Here is a 16,585-nt window from a genome sequence, read left to right as displayed (position 1 = left end):
AGCGCAGCGCGCGAGGGAACGAGGCCCGCAGGGCCGAGTTAATCCTCCCGGGCGCCTTCCGGTCAGGGTTCCTTCGCGGCCGCGGCGCGCACGCTGCGCGGGCTTAACTGCAGGGTCGCGGTCGCCAGCAGCGTCAGTGAGATGAAGGGGAGGACCGTCAGGTTGAGGCCTACCCAGCCAAGGTGATGCAGCAGCGCACCCGCCATCAATGAACCAGCGGCGACCAGCCCGAAGATCACCAGGTCGTTGATGCCCTGCACCTTGCCGCGTTCCTCAACCGTGTGGGTTTCGGTGACCAGGGTGCTGCCCCCGATAAACAGAAAATTCCAGCCAATGCCCAACGCCACCAATGCCGCCCAATACTGGGGGAGGGTCTGGCCGCTGAGGGCAATGGCAACACTCATCAGCATGATGACCCCACCCGCGAACAGGATATTGAGCACACCGAGGCGGGCGATGAGCGATCCGGTGACAAACGACGGGGCGAACATGCCGAGCACGTGCCATTGCATCACGAAAGCCGCATCGCCCATGGCAAAGCCGCTGTCGCGCATGGCGAGGGGCGTCGCGGTCATCACCAGAGTCATCACGGCATAGCCGATGGCAGCCGCCATCAGGGCCACCATGAATCGCGGCTGGCTGATGATCTGCGGCAGACGTCGCTGTGCGGCCGTATTGTCCGGCCGGCCCGACGCCGGCACATCGAGGAATACCATGAGTAGACTGACCACCAGCGCCAGGGCGGTCACGATCAGATAGGGACCCGACTCGGCGTGGGCTGTCCACAGGCTCTGGCCATAATTGGCGTTCCACGGCCCCAGAAAGGCGGCGGCGACCCCACCGGCCATTACCAGAGAGATGGCCCGGCTTCGGAAGCCCTCGCTGGCGCAATCGGCGGCCGCAAACCGGTAATACATGGCGAAGCCCTGATAGACGCCCAAAAGCAGATTGCCCACGTTGAACAGGACGAACGAGTCCTGGGCAATGCCGACAGCCGCCAGGGCGCCGCCGGCTGCACCGCCCGCGGTGGCGCCGAGGATGAACCCGGGGCGACGCCCCATCCGTTTCATGAGTAGGGACGCCGGGAAGGTGGCCAGCAGGGCACCGACCTGCATGAGAGCGACCGGCAGTGTCGCCAGCGCGGGGCTGGTCGTCAGCTGCTGACCCACCACGCCACTTAACGTCATCACAGTAATGGCCGCAATCAGGAATAACGCCTGGCTGACGGCAAGAATGGCGACATTGGTCTTCTCGTTCGCCGGCTTCGCTGTATCCAATTCCACTCCGCCCAAGGCCTGTCAGAAAAGTTGAACGCCACGCTCAGTAATCGTCGTGGCAGGGCTTATTGATGCTGGAACCCTCAATCGCCATATTGGTCGATTGATCGTCACCACAAATCATACCCTTTCAGTCGGTGACCGGGGACCATGCCGATGTTGCTTCCGATTGCGCTTGTCATGGCGGCCGCCTTTCAGTGGGGACTGGCAGGCGGGCTGGCGGGGCAGCTCATGACCTCGGGCTGGTCGCCGGAGCTGCTGACGTTCTGGCGGCTGCTTGTCGGGCTTCTGTGCATGCTGGCGTGGGTAGCGGTGATCCGGTTGCAGGGCTATTCCCTCAATCTCACCCGCCCGTTGGTCGCCTGGTCGGCGCTGGCCGGCCTCGGGGTCACCGGCAATCTGACCTTCTATTTCATCAGCATCAGTGAGGCCAGTGTCGCCGTGGCGGTGACCCTCATGTACAGCGCACCGGTCATGGTCTACTTCGTGTCGTTTGCGCGCGGTACGGAGCGCCCCACCACGCTCAAGCTGGGTGCGATTGCAGCGATCGTGGTGGGGGTGGTACTGCTGACCGGGCTATATCGGACAACCCCCGGTGCATTCAGTCTGTGGGGCGTGCTCGCGGGGCTGCTCTCGGGGATTTCGTATTCGGTGTTCATCTTTGCATTCAAATCGGCCGGCTCTCATGGCAGAACCCCGGTTTCGCTGACGGTCGCCTTCATGGCTGCCGTGCTCGCTCTGGCCTTTCTCGTTGACCCGGCTCAGGCGGTCAGTGTGCCGCTATCGCCCGACGCACCGTTGTTTTTGCTGTTCGGGTTGATCGGCGCGGGGCTGTCGTTTCTCTGCTATTTCATCGGCCTGCGCGGCGTGCTGCCCACGATGGCGGCCGTGGTGGCGATGATCGAACCGGTCACCGCAACGCTCTATGGAGTGATCGGTCTGGGCGAGGCGCTATCCCTTGCCGAGGTCCTGGGCATGATCATCATTCTGTCGTCGGTGACCGCGCTGACGGTCATGAGTCATCGCGAGTCCGTGCGCTGACCCCATGGGGCAGCGGCGGTCAGCAAGAAACCGAACAACCAGGCCAGCGCTGCGGCGGCGAGCCATCGCATGTCGTAGGGGGCGCCCAGCCGCAGCCCGGCAGCACCGGCGACCAGTAAGGCGGCCGGCGTGCCCAGCCACCGCGTCAGCACTCGATGATCGGTCAACAACAGGCTGAGGGCGGCGGGAAGGCTGGCGATCAAGCCAATCACCAGGCCCTGGTTGCGTCCGCCAGGATCATGCAGCGCCGAGCCCACGGCGTCGATGATGCCGGCAGCGGCGAGCCCGAGCAGGGACACCGCCAGAAGCGGGCGAACGAAGCGCGTGCCGGCTGGCGATGCCCGGCTCGGCGTCCGCATGATCACGACGAGCAACCAACCCATAAACACAAGGCGCAGGCCAATCGGCAGGACACCCGGGCCATCGGGAAGACGCAGCAGTTCAGCAATCACCCAGACCCAGAGAGTCTTTGTGACCGCCTGGGGCGCGATGCGAAGCCAGTAGACGCCGATAAGGCCGGGTAATGCGCCGTGAACCAGGGCGGCCAGATCGGCGTTCAGGTCAATGAATCCCGGCAGACACAGCGGCGTCATCCGGGTAAGCCAGGCGAGCACCGGAATGATGCCCGTGTACCCGAATACGATCACCCACCAGAGGCGCTGTTCATTGCTGAGGGATGTTGGCTGCATGGGAGCATCATCCCATGCGCCCACTCACGCCAGGTTGCCCGGCATCAAGTCAGGATGCGACGGACCTAGAGAGTCTGTCCTGTGGACTCCCAGTCGCTCAGGAACTGCTCTAGCCCCTTGTCCGTTAGGACGTGGTTGGCGAGCCCGCGAATGACACCGGGCGGGATCGTCGCCACATCGGCGCCCGCCAGCGCTGCGGTTTTGACGTGGTTGGCGTGCCGGATCGATGCGGCAAGGATCTTCGTGGGGAAGTCGTAGTTGTCATAGATGGCACGGATATCGCTGATCAGGGCCATTCCATCGATGTTGATGTCATCGAGTCGGCCAATGAACGGCGATACGTAAGTGGCGCCGGCCTTGGCCGCAAGCAGTGCCTGGTTGGCGGAAAAGCAGAGCGTCACATTGGTGGCGATGCCATCGCCGCTGAGTCGTCGACAGGCCTTGAGGCCATTCAGGGTCAGGGGTAGCTTGACGACAACATTGTCAGCGATTTCCGCCAGCGTCCTCGCCTCGCGGAGCATGCCCTCGTACTCGAGTGCGGCGACTTCGGCGGAGACCGGACCATCCACGATCTCGCAGATTTCGCCGACAACGGTCCGGAAATCGCGCCCCGACTTGGCGATCAGCGACGGATTGGTGGTAACCCCGTCAAGCAGGCCATAGCCATTGAGCTCGCGGATGTCGTCGGCCTGTGCGGTATCCACAAAAAACTGCATCGCTCAGTTCCCCGGCCAGGGCGGCCAGCCCATGCTGCGCCCACCCATTAGGTGGAGATGGATATGCCAGACGGTCTGCCCGGCATCACGGCCGCAGTTGAATATGCTGCGATACCCCGTGTCCGCGATTCCCAGCTCGTGGGCGAGCTTTTTGGCGGTCAGGTGCATGTGGCCGATCAGGAACGCGTCATCGGGCTGGATATCGACCATGCTCTCGATGTGCCTGCGTGGGATGATCAGCACATGCGTGGGCGCCTGAGGGTGAATGTCGTGAAAGGCCACCACCTGGTCATCCCGATGGATTACATCGGCATCCATCCGCCCGGCGACGATCTCACAGAAAATGCACGGTTTACTCATGGGGCGAGATTAAGGCCGACATCCCGCACGACGCAAGCGCTGCCCCATGTCAGTCGGCTTTGGCGTCCACCCGCGCCCGGAGTGCTTCGGCAAGGGTCCTCGCCTGGGTGTTGTCGGCGGCATCCACTGGCGTGAGTCCTTCGCGGGTCAGAAACGTGTCCGACCAGTGGTCACCGGCGGCCGCGAAGGTCGTGAAATCGCCCCACCACAGAATCTGGTAATGATCGGCCGTGATGCGGTTGTGGGCGAGGCGGCTGTCCTCCTCGAGGCCATACACATCGACCTGGGTGAGTATCGGCTCGAGTGCCGATTTGATCGCAATCAGCGCAGGCCCCCGCAGCGCCCAGCGCTGCGGCTCCATGCGTCGCAACCACTGAGAGATCTCGGGCATGTTGCGAAACCACTGCAGCACTACGGCCTCGCCGTTGCCGGTGGCACAGCCGACCTGGAACCGACGGGGGTCACGGCGTTGGGTGAGCAGGCTGACGTCGCTGAAGTTCTGTCCTTCCCATGCGTGCATTTATACGATCCGGTTATATAAAGATAAGAAATGATTCTTTTGGTTTGGGCCTGTCCCGTCCTACGGTGCCGGTATTGCTATCCAACACAAATCAATGGAGCGTTTTGATGGGACTGCGTATCGGAAGCCTCGCGCCGGATTTTACCGCCAAAACAACCGAAGGCGAGATCCGCTTTCATGACTGGATCGGTGACAACTGGGCGATTCTTTTCTCGCATCCGAAGGACTTCACGCCGGTCTGCACCACTGAGCTCGGCTACATGGCCCAGCTCAAGCCTGAGTTCGACAGGCGTGGCACCAAGGTGATCGGCCTGTCGGTGGATCCGGTCGAAAACCATGCTACCTGGGCGCAGGATATCGAGGAGACTCAGGGGACGGCGCCCAATTATCCGATGATCGGCGATACGGACCTGACCGTCGCCAAGCTCTACGACATGCTGCCGGAGGACGAGGGTGACAGCTGCGAGGGGCGCACGGCCATGGACAACGCCACCGTGCGTGCCGTCTACGTCGTGGGGCCGGACAAGCGCATCAAGGCGATGCTGGTTTACCCGATGACCACCGGGCGTGACTTCAACGAGATCCTGCGGTTGCTCGATTCCCTCCAGCTGAACGCCCGACACACGGTCGCGACGCCCGTGAACTGGCAGGACGGTGACGACATCATCATCCCGCCGGCGGTCAGTGACGAGCAGGCCCGGGATAAATTCCCCGAGGGCTGGGAAACGCTTAAGCCGTATCTGCGGGTGGCCAAGCAGCCGGCGGACTGAATCGGTTAAAGGCCGGGGCAGCAGGGGCTGGCCCGGTCCGCCCCTCCCGCCTCGAATGTGCCCGACGGCCTCGCGTGTTACGCTCATCGACTAATGTCAGCAATCACCGGCGGGACCCGCATGGCGTCTGCAGAGCATATCTATCGCGTGATCTTCCACAATCAGGGCAAGATATATGAAATCTATGCCCGTAATATTTCCGATGGCGGGCTGCTTGGGTTTGTGGAGATTGAGGAGCTCACCTTTGGCGAGCGCACCCAGGTGGTCGTGGATCCCGCCGAAGAGAAACTCAAGAGCGAGTTCGAAGGCGTCAAGCGCACCTATGTGCCCATGCACTCCATCGTCCGAGTCGACGAGGTCGAAAAGGAAGGCACCGCCAAGATCTCTGAGGCGGACGGCAATGTCACACCGTTCCCCAGCTCGGTCTACACCCCGGGGCACCGCACCGATTGATCGTGAGCCGGGTGTGAATTAACCTGCACGCTGTTCTGGAGAGGTGTCCGAGCGGTCGAAGGAGCGCGCCTGGAAAGCGCGTGTACGGTAACCCCGTACCGAGGGTTCGAATCCCTCCCTCTCCGCCAGACATAAAACAGGGGCCGCGGGCCCCTTTTTTATGTCTGGCAGTGCCGGGGGGGGCGGACCCTCGGTACAAGCAGATAGTGGGTTCGACCAATCGCGCAAGCGATTGGGACGCCGAGCGCCGCGAGGCGCCCGGAGGGTGAGGCCCGCAGGGCCGAATCAATCCCTCCCTCTCCGCCAGACCCACCTATTGATTGCAGCTAACAGAAAGCCTCGCTCGATTGCTCCCAGCTATTACCCCCATTGGCAGCAACAACTTCCATCCTCAGCTGTGTTTGTTATAACTGCAGCCTGAAGAGCAACCATTGGCACGAGCGGAGTATACGAGCTATGGCAGCAGCCGATATCGATAAAGCGGGCAAATGCCCGGTCATGCATGGCGGGGCGACCAGCCAGAGCAGCGACAATATGGAGTGGTGGCCCAACGCGCTGAATCTGGAAATCCTCCACCAGCACGACACCAAGACCAACCCGATGGGCGAGCATTTTGACTACCGCGAGGAAGTCAAGAAGCTCGACTACGAAGCGCTGTGGAATGACATGCGGGCGTTCATGAAGGACAGCCAGTCCTGGTGGCCGGCCGACTGGGGCCATTATGGCGGCCTCATGATCCGTATGGCCTGGCATGCTGCTGGCTCCTATCGCACATCCGACGGCCGGGGCGGTGGGGGCACCGGCAACCAGCGCTTCGCGCCGCTGAACTCCTGGCCGGATAACACCAACCTGGACAAGGCACGCCGCCTCCTGTGGCCGCTCAAGCAGAAGTACGGCAATCAGGTGAGCTGGGCGGACCTGATCATCCTTGCCGGCACGGTGGCGTATGAGTCCATGGGCCTCAAGGTGTTCGGCTTTGGTTATGGCCGTGAAGACATCTGGCATCCCGAGAAGGACATTTACTGGGGCTCGGAGAAGGAATTTCTTGCGCCCAGTGACGAGCGCTACGAGGATGTTGAGAACCCCGAGACGATGGAAAACCCGCTGGCCGCCGTCCAGATGGGGCTGATCTACGTGAACCCCGAGGGTGTCAACGGCAACCCGGATCCGCTGGCTACGGCCGAACAGGTGCGGGTGACCTTCGATCGCATGGCGATGAACGACGAGGAAACCGTCGCGCTGACCGCTGGCGGTCACACCGTGGGCAAGTGCCACGGCAATGGCGATGCCGAGCTGCTCGGGCCCGATCCGGAAGCGGCCGATGTCGAAGAGCAGGGCCTTGGCTGGAACAACCACACGACGCGCGGCGTCGGGCGTGACACGGTCACCAGTGGTATTGAGGGCGCCTGGACCACGAAGCCGATCGAGTGGGACAACGGCTACTTCTATCTGCTGCTCAATTACGAGTGGGAGCTCAAGAAGAGCCCGGCCGGCGCCTGGCAGTGGGAGCCGGTGGACATCAAGGAAGAGGACAAGCCGGTTGATGTCGAGGATCCCTCCATCCGACTCAATCCGATCATGACCGATGCCGACATGGCCATGAAGATGGATCCGGCCTATCGGGAGATCTCGGAGCGGTTCTACAACGACCCGGCCTATTTCGACGACGTGTTCGCCCGCGCCTGGTTCAAGCTCACGCACCGTGACATGGGTCCCAAGGACCGCTACATCGGCCCGCATGTCCCGGATGAGGACTTGATCTGGCAGGATCCGGTGCCCGCGGGCAACCGCGATTACGATGTGGATGCACTCAAGGCGGCGATCGCCGGGAGTGGCCTGTCGATCGATGAAATGGTCGCGACCGCCTGGGACAGCGCCCGCACGTTCCGCAACTCGGACCTGCGCGGCGGTGCCAACGGCGCCCGCATCCGCCTGGCGCCCCAGAAGGACTGGGCCGGTAACGAGCCTGATCGGCTGCAGAAGGTACTCGGTGTGCTCGAGCCGCTGGCCCGCGATGCCGGGGCGAGCCTGGCCGACACCATCGTTCTGGCCGGCAACGTCGGCATCGAGCAGGCGGCCAAGGCGGCCGGTTACGATGTCACGGTGCCGTTCCTGACCGGACGGGGTGATGCGAGCGAAGAGCAGACTGATGCCGCGTCCTTCGATGTCCTGGAGCCCGAGGCCGATGGCTTCCGCAACTGGATGAAGAAGGATTACGTCGTCAGCGCCGAAGAGCTCATGCTCGACCGCGCCCAGCTGCTGGGTCTGACCGGGCCGGAAATGACCGTGCTTGTCGGCGGCATGCGGGTGCTCGGCACCAATCACGGCGGCACGCAGGAGGGTGTGTTCACCGACCGGACCGGCGAGTTGACCAACGACTTCTTCGTCAACCTGTGCGACATGGGCAACACCTGGAAGCCGGTGGACACCAACCGCTACGAGGTGCGTGACCGGCAGACCGACGAGGTCAAATGGACGGCCACCCGGGCCGACCTGGTGTTCGGCTCCAACTCGATCCTACGCTCCTATGCCGAGGTCTATGCCCAGGACGACAACCAGGAGAAGTTCGTCAACGACTTCATCAGCGCCTGGACCAAGGTGATGGACAACGATCGGTTCGATCGCGTCGCCTGAGCCCTTCACCCCGTGAAGCGAAGCCCCGCCGCGGCCACTGCGCCCCGGCGGGGCTTTTTGTGTCGGATCCCCCGGAGACTCGGCGCGGCGGCCTTTTCGTGGCAATATCTAGCGCTGATCCATTGATGACAGGTTTCAGGACCCCATGCCACATCTTTTCGTCAACCGCAGCCGGGCCTATGACCTGCTGGAGTCCTCCGAGAAGGCGGGACGCACGTTTGTCTGGGAGAGCGTCAACGCCATTCTCTACGTCTTTGGCGGCGTTGCGTTCATCTTTGGCAGCCTGTTCTTTTTTCCTGCGCTGGAGGCCGAACTCAACTGGGGTGTCTGGGGCTTTTTCATTGGCTCCATCCTCTATCTGCTGGTCACGGCGCATGATGTGCTGGAGGTGCTGCGCTACCGGCGCGAGCCGCACCGGGGGCGTTCGCTCGAACTGGTTGCGGCCAGCGGCTATCTGATCGGCACGATCCTGTTCCTTGTCGGCAGCGTCCTGTTCTTCACCTTCGTGGACCTGACCGTCGCGGGCGCCTGGTGCTTCATCATCGGCAGCCTGCTGTTCACCGCCTCGCCATTCGTCAATGTGCTCCAGGTCCACCATCTCAGTGCGCGCGCCCTGCGCCTGTACACCCTGACCGGCATCAGCTTTGTGGCCGGCGCGGTGCTCTTCACCACCGCCTCCATCCCCTATCTGTGGAACATCGGGGACTCTCGGCTTGCGATCGAGCTGTCGGATTTTCTGGGGGCGCAGTATCTGGTCGGCAGTGTCCTTTTCCTGGCCGGCGGGTTTTTCAACTATCTGCGCGCCTGGGTCCGGGTGCGGGAGTATCGCTCGCAATGATCCCGCTGTTTGGCACCCTTTTCCCCGGTTGGATTCTGGTGGTGGCGGCGGCGGCGCTGATCACCGTCGGGCTGACGCTGATCCTGCGCTGGGTGGGTCTGGGGGCTGCGATTCCCGCCAGGCCAGTGTTCAATCTGGCGCTTTTCCTGCTGGTGACGTTCATTCTCTGGGAGGTCCTCTATGCCAGTCACTGATCGCCACGCCGTCAGAAGGCAGGGACAGCGATGAGCGCCCGGGAGGCGATGCGCCAGCGCATCACCGACCGCCATGGTGCCGGCTCGGGATCGCCGGGGCGCTGGCGCCGGATAATCGGGGTCGGCCTGCTGATTGGCGTGCTGTTGGGTGCCGGCATCATGGGCGAGCGGGTGGTGAGCACGCTCGATACGCGCCCGCGGACCAGTGATGCGCAGATCGCGGCGGATACGACGCTGTTGGGCGCCCCGTTGCCGGGCCGTGTTGTCGAGATCGCCGTTCGCGAAAATCAGCCGGTGAAAGCCGGAGCGGTCCTGTTCACGATCGACCCGGCCCCCTACGCCATGGCGCTCAGTCAGGCTGAAGCGACGCTCGACGCCGCCACGGCCGAACTGGCGAACGCCCGCCGGCGGATTGAGGCCGAGGCTGCCAACGCCGATGGCGCGCGTGACGAGATTGAGCGCGCGGAAGACGACCTGGCGCTGGCGGAGCGCACTGTGGAGCGCCTGACCCCATTGGCAGAGGCGGGCATCGTCTCGCAGCAGACCTATGATGAAGCCGTCACCGCCCGTGCCAATGCGCAGACGGCGCTGCGTCAGGCACAACAGGCGGCCGTTGCAAGCGTCGATCTCATCGAGACCGCTGAGGCGCTGGAGGCTGAGCGCGATGCGGCCCGGGCGGCGGCACAGCTCGCCCGCTGGGAGCTTGAGCAGACCACTGTCAGGGCGCCGTTCGATGGCGTTGTCGTGGGTCTTTCCGCGGCCAGGGGGCAGTACCTGGTCCCGGGCGAATCGATCCTCACCCTCATTGATGACCAGTCCTGGCACGCGGTGGCACTCGTGCGGGAAACCGACCTCGCCGGAATACGCCCCGGGAGCGACGCGGAAGTGAGTGTCGCGATTGACACCAGCACGGCCGTCAAGGGCCGGGTCGAGAGCATTGGGCGGGGCATCCAGCTGTCGGATGACGTCGATCTGGCCGGCCGACTGCCCTACGTTCAGGCAACGCTTGACTGGGTACAGGTGGCGCGGCGCTTCCCGGTGCGCGTCAAACTCGACAACCCACCGGATCACCTGCGGCGGCTGGGGGCGTCGGCCCGGGTCGTGTTCACGCCCGATGCGAGCGCGGCCCCTGAGTCCGGAGGGGGGCGGTGAGCATTCTCGCGGATCTCGCCCCGCGACCGGGGCGTTTTCGTGACGCCGTCTCCATCGGAGGGCTCTGTACCGCCATCGTCGTGGTGTCCATGACGCTTCGTATTCCCGAAGCGGGTCTGGCCGCCTATCTGGTTTTCTTCGCCTATCGGCCCGATGCCAATGGCACCATCGCCGTGGCGGTGGTTTTCGCCGCGCTCTCGATCCTGGTGGTGGGTCTGTCCATCCCGATGCTCGCCGCGGTGGTGGATAACCCACCGGCGCGCATGGCGTTGGTCGCGGTGATCACGTTTGTCGGAATGTGGCTGGCGAGCGCTACGCCACTCGGACCCATCGCCAGTACGCTGGCGATGCTGTTGACGTTTCTGGTGATCCTGCCGGATGTGGTCAATCTGCCCATCCCCAACGAGATCGAACTGCTCACTCGCGGTATCGCCTGGGTGGGGCCGATTGTCATCGTGGCGATGATCACCATCGGGGTGCTGGCGTATCTGTTCGGGCGTAATGCGGTGGGCGTGGTCGAAGATCGTCTGGCGGAACGGCTTGCGGCGGTGGAGGAGCGGCTCGCCGGGCGGATCGATGCCCGGGCCTTTGCCGAACGGGCCACGGCGGCGCCGGCACGGGTCGAGGATCTGAATAAGTTTGCGGGCCTCTCGACTTCCCGGGCGGACTGGCAGCGGCTGCAGGCGCTTGATCGTGAGCTGCTCGAGCTGATGCTGGCGGTGGCGGCCCTGGACGCCAGCGGCGCCGATCAGCGCACGCGGTCCGGCCTGGCGGCGGCCCTGACCGACACTGCGGCGATGGTCCATGCGAGCGCCCCCGAGTCCACCGCCGACAGGCCACTGGTCGCGGCCACCGCCGAGGACGTGGCGGCGCAGCTGCGTCGGGTGGGCGGTATTCTCAAAGGCGACCCGCTGCCAGCGGCGCCCGCCCGCGCCAACGAGTCAGTCGGGTTTCGGGCGTTGTTGGCCGAACCCCGCCACTGGCAGTTCGCCACCAAGGTCACGCTGGCGGCGATGGCTTGCATCGTGCTTTTTACCGGACTTGAGTGGGTGAGCGTCCACACCTGCCTGATTACCTGCTATTACGTCTCAGAGGCCACTCTGGGCGAGTCGGTTCACAAGATGACGCTGCGGATGATCGGGTGTCTGATCGGGGCGGCGATCGCGGCGTTGAGTCTGATCTATCTCGTCCCACTGATGAATGATGTCGGCCAGCTCGCGCTGCTGGTGTTCGTTGTCGCATCCATTGGCGGTTGGATCGGGGTCGGCTCCGAGCGGATTGCCTACGCGGGCTTTCAGATTGTCCTCGCGTTCTTTCTCGTGGTGCTCGAGGCCTTCGGGACTTTTGGGGTGAATTTCGGCCCGAGCTATGATTTCGAGCCGGCCACCGGGCGCATCATCGGTATCCTGCTCGGCTCGCTGGCCTGCGCATTCGCCTTTGTCGCGCTCTGGCCGCTGCCCATGCGGGTGGATGTCGCTGATGGGATTCAGCGGGCCTACCGGTCCGTGGCGGCCGGACTCCGGGGGAGTCCGCTGCCCGAGCGCGCGGGTGTGCTCGCGGGCCTGGGGCGCGCGCGGGACCTGCAGGATTACACCGCCTTCGAGCGGGCCGTCGAAATCGATTCCATCACCCCCGCCTGGGGCGCCGCCGTCGATGAGGCGTTCACCACCCTCGCCGTGGCATCGACGCTCGAGCGTCGCCGGGCGCGGGCCTCCGGTGCCCCGTTGATCAACACGCAAGCGTTTGCCGAGGCATTCGAGCAGGATGCCGAGACCTTCGCCATGGGCCGCCTGGCGCCGCCATGGACACGAACCGCCGACCCGTCGCTGGGTGCCACCGGCGCGGACGCGAAGGACCAGGCCCTCGTCAATTACCTCCAGGAGATCGCAGGATGCCGTACCGCTCCCTGCGCGGCCGAGTCGCCGCAGCCAGCGCTCTCGTCATAGTCCTCTGCGGATGTTCCCCGCGCATGGATTCGCTGGCGCCGGCAAGCTCAGTGACTGAGTGGGATGTGCCCGTGACGCTGACCGATCAGGCCCAGCAGGCACTGGGGGCGACGGATCGCCCGATGCCAGCCGTGCATCGGGACGCGCCGCACGATCTGCCGGCGCTTATTGATCTCGCTCAGCGCCTCAACCCCGAGACGCGGGTCGCTTGGGAGCAGGCACGGGTTGCCGCCCATGCCGTGGATGCGGCCAGCGCCGAGTATTTCCCGCAGATCGGCGCGGGACTGGTCATGGGGCGCGGGCGCTCCGACATTACCTACGACCTGCCCGGACTTGGCAGTACCACGGTCGACAATACCGCCACGGCCACCGTGCCCACGGTCTATGCGGAGTGGCTCCTTTACGATTCCGGCGGTCGCGATGCCGCTGTCAGACTCGCGCGCCGACTCGCGCTCTCGGAGAACATCGGGTTCAACCTGGCCCACCAGGAAACGGTGCTTGATGTGACCCGCGAGTACCACGAGCTGCGATCGGCGCGCACCCAGGCGGAGGCGGCGGCAGAGGCGCTTGCCAATAGCCGGCGGATTCTGGCGGCCGCTCGGGCCCGGCGGGACCAGGGCCTGGGCGATGTTGTCGAGGTCGCCCAGGCCGAGCAGGCGCTGGCGCAGGCCCAGCTTGATGATCTACGCGCCCGGGGCGAGGCCCGGAGCGCGCGCGCCGCCCTGCTGGCAAGCGTGGGTGTCGCGCCGGATGATGATCTGGCGATCGCCACGGGGCCCATGCCTTTGCCGGTGGAGATGACCCAGCGGCTGGATGGTCTTGTCCGCGACGCCCTGGTGCACCGGCCCGACATTCTCCAGGCCGTGCTCAATCTCCAGGCGCAGCGCGCTGCACAGGCCGGTGCCGAGGCCGAATTCCGGCCCAAAGTCGGTGTGGTGGCGTCGCTGGCTCGTAACGAGGGTGGGCTGGCGATCAATGGTAATCGATTTGATCTACCCGCGACGGACAGCCTTGCGCTGTTGACGCTCGAGGTGCCCATCTTCAATGGTGGGCTTCGGGAGAGTCGACGCAGCGCCGCGGCAGCCGAAGTGGCGGGCGCCGAAGCGGCCCTCGCTGCCGTGCGTAATGAGGCCGAGGCGGCCATCATCACGGCTTATGAGGGCATGCGGACCGCGGTCGAGGCGGTGCGCAGTGCCGAATCCCTGGTGGCGGCCTCGCGCCGGACGGCCGAGGCGACGCTCTCGGCCTATCGCGAGGGGGTCGGCAATCTGCCCGATGTGCTGGCCGCACAGAACGGGCTTCTCGATGCCGAACAGCTCGCCTCGCAGGCGCGGGCCGACGCGCATGTCTCGGTGGCAGTGCTTGCCTTCGAGACGGGTAACTTTCAGTAAGACGTCAAGGAGTCATCGATGTACAAGGATTGGGCGAACACAACCGACGAGCTGACCAAGCTCATGCAGTCCTTCGGCAAGGGGCATCCCGAAGTCGCCAAGGGCTTTGCCCAGCTCTCGAAGGCGGCGGAAAAGGACGGCGCGCTCAGTGCCAAGGACAAGGAGCTGATGGCGCTGTCCATTGGTGTGGCGATTCGCTGCGAGGGCTGCATCGCCTTTCATGCCAAGGCGGCGGCCGAGTACGGTGCGACGCGCGCCGAGGTGCTGGAGACCATCGGGGTCTGCCTCTACATGGGCGGCGGCCCGGCATTCGTCTATGGCGCTCAGGCGCTGGAGGCATTCGACGCCTTTGCCGAAGACCGCTGACCCCCTCGTCTGAGCACAAAAAAAGGGCCGACGCCGATGGCGTGGCCCCTTTTTCTACCCGCAGGCAGTCGGCTCAGTAATTGCCGCGCACGCCATCCACCGCCGCGCTGGTGGGCACAAGGGCCTTGACCAGGGTCTGCATGTCGATCATGCCCACCTGCTCTCCGTCCTTGGTCACCCGATAGACCAACCCGGTGTCACCATCCGAGGCGGCAATCACCGACTCGAGGTTGGAATCCTCGTCGATCTCTCCCGCAACGGGGCCTTCAATGGGCTCGCGGGTGTGCTGCATCACCGAGCGGACCCGCAGCACGCGGGCGCGGTTGATGTCGCTGATGAAGTCGATGATGTAGGGGTCATTGGGTCGCAGGAGGATGTCCTGCGGCTCGCCCTGCTGCACCGTATAGCCGTCCTTGAGAATCACCAGATGGTCGGCGAGCTTCAGCGCCTCGTCCAGGTCATGGGTGATGAACACGATGGTCTTGTGCAGTTCCTGCTGCAGCTCGAGCAGCAGGTCCTGCATGTCGGTGCGGATCAACGGATCGAGTGCCGAGAAGGCCTCGTCCATCAGCATGATGTCGGAGTTGGACGTCAGCGCCCGTGCGATACCGACCCGCTGCTGCATGCCACCGGAGAGCTGATGCGGGTGCTGGTTGTCATTACCCTGAAGCCCGACCCGCTTGAGCCATTTGCTGGCCTCCGCCAGGGCGGCCTGCTTGTCTTCACCGCGCACGATCAACGGCATTGCCGCATTCTCGGCGATGGTGCGATGGGGCAGCAGGCCGAACTTCTGGAACACCATGGACATGTGCTCACGCCGCAGCTGGCGCAGCGCCGTCTCGTCATAGGCGATGACATTCTCGCCATTGACCGTGACGTCACCGGAGGTGGGCTCGATCAAGCGGTTGAGGTGCCGGATCAGCGTCGATTTGCCCGAGCCGGACAGCCCCATGATGACGGTGATCTGACCATCCGCCATGTCCACGTTGATGTCCTGGAGCCCCAGGACATGTCCGTACTGCTCGAGCAGATCGGTTTTGTTGACACCGGCCTTGACGTGTTCCAGCGCTGCGGCCGGGTCGTCACCGAAGATCTTGTACAGATGCTGGATCGAGATCTTTATCTGATCGCTCATTGAATCGACCTCCTGTGATTACTGCTGCGACGTGTTGACGCGGGCCAGCGCGGCCTTGGTCACACGATCGAGGATGACGGCGAGGAGGACGATGCCGAGCCCGGAGACCAGTCCCACACCCAGCTCGAGGTTGCGGATGCCGCGCAGCACCAGCACGCCCAGACCCGGCGCGGACACCAGCGAGGCGATCACGACCATGGCCAGGCTCATCATGATGGTCTGGTTGACACCCGCCATGATGTTGGGAAGCGCGAGCGGGATCTGCACGCCATAGAGCTTCTGCCGATCGGTCATGCCGTAGGCATCCGCGGCCTCGATCACATCCTTGTCGACCAGCCGGATCCCCAGGTTGGTCAGTCGGATCACCGGAACGATGGCGTAGAGGATGATCGCGATGCCGTAGAGCTTGGGCTCGGTAATCGAGAACAGGAAGATCAGCGGGATCAGATACACAAACGGCGGCAGGGTCTGGAGCATGTCCAGCACCGGCGTGATACCGCGTTGCAGGTTGTCGCTGCGGGACATGGCGATGCCGATGGGCACCCCCAGCAATACGCAGATCAGCGAGCAGACGAAGATGATCGCCAGCGTCTGCATGGCGTAGTCGTAGTGGTCGATGAAGGCGAGGAACAGGATCATGGCGGCCACCATGCCCACCAGCCGGACCGACTTGGAGGCGACGAACACCACGGCCAGCATGATCGGCACCATGATGAACCAGGGCACGGTCTGGAACATGTTGAGGGCGCCGTTCAAAAACCAGCTCAATGGCTGGGTGATCGGGTCAAGCACGAACTTGAGGCTGTCCTTGATGGCAAGGAAGCCACTCTCCAGACCGCTGGTCAGATCTCGCGTCTGGGCAATGGCCGGGCAGGCCTCGTTGAGGTTGTCGAGGGACGGGAACGGGAGTTCCCATAGGGAGGGTGAACCGGTGTTCTGGCTGGCCAGGAGGTCATCCATACTCATGGATCCACCGCCCTTCTCGCCGCACCACTGGCGCAGTCCCAGGCTGTTGAAAATAAAATCGTAGGTCGCCATCGGCGGATTCCTTTCGTGGGATGAGAAAAGGCGCCGGGGCGGAAGCCCCGACGCCTGTGGTCATG

General features: G+C 64.1%; 17 protein-coding genes and 1 tRNA gene. 11 read left to right on the top strand and 7 right to left on the bottom strand.

Annotated elements, in window-relative coordinates:
• Positions 1-62 precede the first annotated feature (62 nt).
• Positions 63-1,277 (bottom strand): MFS transporter, encoded by a 1,215-nt coding sequence (locus FPL11_RS09870; protein ID WP_235013454.1) that lies wholly within the window; start codon positions 1,275-1,277, stop codon positions 63-65.
• Positions 1,278-1,433: 156 nt separating this feature from the next.
• On the opposite strand from FPL11_RS09870, the gene FPL11_RS09865 reads away from it, so the two are divergent.
• Positions 1,434-2,318, top strand: coding sequence for an EamA family transporter (locus FPL11_RS09865; protein ID WP_144348447.1), 885 nt, complete (start codon positions 1,434-1,436; stop codon positions 2,316-2,318).
• Here FPL11_RS09865 and FPL11_RS09860 read toward each other — a convergent pair.
• The 4 genes from FPL11_RS09860 to FPL11_RS09845 form a co-directional block, all read right to left on the bottom strand.
• A complete protein-coding gene (locus FPL11_RS09860; protein WP_144348446.1) occupies positions 2,297-3,007 on the bottom strand; it encodes a hypothetical protein in 711 nt (236 codons plus the stop codon). The genes FPL11_RS09865 and FPL11_RS09860 overlap by 22 nt on opposite strands.
• A gap of 65 nt (positions 3,008-3,072) precedes the next feature.
• Positions 3,073-3,723, bottom strand: a complete 651-nt coding sequence (fsa, locus tag FPL11_RS09855; protein ID WP_069134001.1) for a fructose-6-phosphate aldolase — start codon at positions 3,721-3,723, stop codon at positions 3,073-3,075.
• A gap of 3 nt (positions 3,724-3,726) precedes the next feature.
• The gene (locus FPL11_RS09850; protein ID WP_144348445.1) at positions 3,727-4,083 is read right to left on the bottom strand and encodes a histidine triad nucleotide-binding protein; all 357 of its coding nucleotides are present in this window, start codon (positions 4,081-4,083) and stop codon (positions 3,727-3,729) included.
• 49 nt (positions 4,084-4,132) lie between these two features.
• Positions 4,133-4,603, bottom strand: coding sequence for a hypothetical protein (locus tag FPL11_RS09845; protein WP_144348444.1), 471 nt, complete (start codon positions 4,601-4,603; stop codon positions 4,133-4,135).
• Between the two features lie 107 nt (positions 4,604-4,710).
• Here FPL11_RS09845 and FPL11_RS09840 point away from each other — a divergent pair, with 107 nt between their 5' ends.
• The 10 genes from FPL11_RS09840 (at position 4,711) to FPL11_RS09795 (ending at position 14,347) form a co-directional block, all read left to right on the top strand.
• Positions 4,711-5,373 (top strand): peroxiredoxin, encoded by a 663-nt coding sequence (locus FPL11_RS09840; protein WP_069134004.1) that lies wholly within the window; start codon positions 4,711-4,713, stop codon positions 5,371-5,373.
• Between the two features lie 120 nt (positions 5,374-5,493).
• The gene (locus FPL11_RS09835; RefSeq protein WP_069134005.1) at positions 5,494-5,826 is read left to right on the top strand and encodes a DUF1820 family protein; all 333 of its coding nucleotides are present in this window, start codon (positions 5,494-5,496) and stop codon (positions 5,824-5,826) included.
• Between the two features lie 37 nt (positions 5,827-5,863).
• Positions 5,864-5,954, top strand: a tRNA-Ser gene (locus FPL11_RS09830).
• Between the two features lie 328 nt (positions 5,955-6,282).
• On the top strand, positions 6,283-8,460 hold the full coding sequence (katG, locus tag FPL11_RS09825; RefSeq protein WP_144348443.1) for a catalase/peroxidase HPI: 2,178 nt from the start codon (positions 6,283-6,285) through the stop codon (positions 8,458-8,460).
• 145 nt (positions 8,461-8,605) lie between these two features.
• Positions 8,606-9,298: a YrhK family protein gene (locus FPL11_RS09820; protein WP_069134007.1), complete on the top strand. Its 693-nt coding sequence runs from the start codon at positions 8,606-8,608 to the stop codon at positions 9,296-9,298.
• The gene (locus FPL11_RS09815) at positions 9,295-9,492 is read left to right on the top strand and encodes a DUF1656 domain-containing protein (RefSeq protein WP_069134008.1); all 198 of its coding nucleotides are present in this window, start codon (positions 9,295-9,297) and stop codon (positions 9,490-9,492) included. Before FPL11_RS09820 ends, FPL11_RS09815 begins: the two co-directional genes overlap by 4 nt.
• A gap of 30 nt (positions 9,493-9,522) precedes the next feature.
• On the top strand, positions 9,523-10,644 hold the full coding sequence (locus FPL11_RS09810) for an HlyD family efflux transporter periplasmic adaptor subunit (RefSeq protein ID WP_144348442.1): 1,122 nt from the start codon (positions 9,523-9,525) through the stop codon (positions 10,642-10,644).
• Complete coding sequence (locus FPL11_RS09805; RefSeq protein ID WP_144348441.1) at positions 10,641-12,590, top strand: FUSC family protein; 1,950 nt, start codon at positions 10,641-10,643, stop codon at positions 12,588-12,590. The genes FPL11_RS09810 and FPL11_RS09805 overlap by 4 nt, the downstream gene beginning before the upstream one ends.
• A 23-nt stretch (positions 12,591-12,613) precedes the next feature.
• On the top strand, positions 12,614-13,981 hold the full coding sequence (locus tag FPL11_RS09800; RefSeq protein ID WP_159300085.1) for a TolC family protein: 1,368 nt from the start codon (positions 12,614-12,616) through the stop codon (positions 13,979-13,981).
• Positions 13,982-13,999: 18 nt separating this feature from the next.
• A complete protein-coding gene (locus tag FPL11_RS09795) occupies positions 14,000-14,347 on the top strand; it encodes a carboxymuconolactone decarboxylase family protein (RefSeq protein ID WP_144348439.1) in 348 nt (115 codons plus the stop codon).
• A 73-nt stretch (positions 14,348-14,420) separates the two neighbouring features.
• Here the strand turns inward: FPL11_RS09795 and FPL11_RS09790 are convergent, their stop codons facing one another.
• The gene (locus FPL11_RS09790; protein WP_144348438.1) at positions 14,421-15,482 is read right to left on the bottom strand and encodes an ATP-binding cassette domain-containing protein; all 1,062 of its coding nucleotides are present in this window, start codon (positions 15,480-15,482) and stop codon (positions 14,421-14,423) included.
• An 18-nt stretch (positions 15,483-15,500) separates the two neighbouring features.
• Complete coding sequence (locus FPL11_RS09785) at positions 15,501-16,520, bottom strand: ABC transporter permease (protein ID WP_069134013.1); 1,020 nt, start codon at positions 16,518-16,520, stop codon at positions 15,501-15,503.
• Between the last annotated feature and the right edge of the window lie 65 nt (positions 16,521-16,585).

The organism is Spiribacter aquaticus, from assembly GCF_007625215.1.
Taxonomy (GTDB): Bacteria; Pseudomonadota; Gammaproteobacteria; order Nitrococcales; family Nitrococcaceae; genus Spiribacter; species Spiribacter roseus.
The sequence above is the reverse complement of the archived record's forward strand: the minus strand, read 5'-3'. Positions and strand labels throughout refer to the sequence as shown.

What these genes read in the sequence shown, in the direction of transcription:
- FPL11_RS09865 (WP_144348447.1), top strand. Translation starts at nt 1,434, where the DNA reads ATGTTGCTTCCGATTGCGCTTGTCATGGCGGCCGCCTTTCAGTGGGGA.
- FPL11_RS09860 (WP_144348446.1), bottom strand. Translation starts at nt 3,007, where the DNA reads ATGCAGCCAACATCCCTCAGCAATGAACAGCGCCTCTGGTGGGTGATC.
- fsa (WP_069134001.1), bottom strand. Translation starts at nt 3,723, where the DNA reads ATGCAGTTTTTTGTGGATACCGCACAGGCCGACGACATCCGCGAGCTC.
- FPL11_RS09850 (WP_144348445.1), bottom strand. Translation starts at nt 4,083, where the DNA reads ATGAGTAAACCGTGCATTTTCTGTGAGATCGTCGCCGGGCGGATGGAT.
- FPL11_RS09845 (WP_144348444.1), bottom strand. Translation starts at nt 4,603, where the DNA reads ATGCACGCATGGGAAGGACAGAACTTCAGCGACGTCAGCCTGCTCACC.
- FPL11_RS09840 (WP_069134004.1), top strand. Translation starts at nt 4,711, where the DNA reads ATGGGACTGCGTATCGGAAGCCTCGCGCCGGATTTTACCGCCAAAACA.
- FPL11_RS09835 (WP_069134005.1), top strand. Translation starts at nt 5,494, where the DNA reads ATGGCGTCTGCAGAGCATATCTATCGCGTGATCTTCCACAATCAGGGC.
- katG (WP_144348443.1), top strand. Translation starts at nt 6,283, where the DNA reads ATGGCAGCAGCCGATATCGATAAAGCGGGCAAATGCCCGGTCATGCAT.
- FPL11_RS09820 (WP_069134007.1), top strand. Translation starts at nt 8,606, where the DNA reads ATGCCACATCTTTTCGTCAACCGCAGCCGGGCCTATGACCTGCTGGAG.
- FPL11_RS09815 (WP_069134008.1), top strand. Translation starts at nt 9,295, where the DNA reads ATGATCCCGCTGTTTGGCACCCTTTTCCCCGGTTGGATTCTGGTGGTG.
- FPL11_RS09810 (WP_144348442.1), top strand. Translation starts at nt 9,523, where the DNA reads ATGAGCGCCCGGGAGGCGATGCGCCAGCGCATCACCGACCGCCATGGT.
- FPL11_RS09800 (WP_159300085.1), top strand. Translation starts at nt 12,614, where the DNA reads ATGGATTCGCTGGCGCCGGCAAGCTCAGTGACTGAGTGGGATGTGCCC.
- FPL11_RS09795 (WP_144348439.1), top strand. Translation starts at nt 14,000, where the DNA reads ATGTACAAGGATTGGGCGAACACAACCGACGAGCTGACCAAGCTCATG.
- FPL11_RS09790 (WP_144348438.1), bottom strand. Translation starts at nt 15,482, where the DNA reads ATGAGCGATCAGATAAAGATCTCGATCCAGCATCTGTACAAGATCTTC.
- FPL11_RS09785 (WP_069134013.1), bottom strand. Translation starts at nt 16,520, where the DNA reads ATGGCGACCTACGATTTTATTTTCAACAGCCTGGGACTGCGCCAGTGG.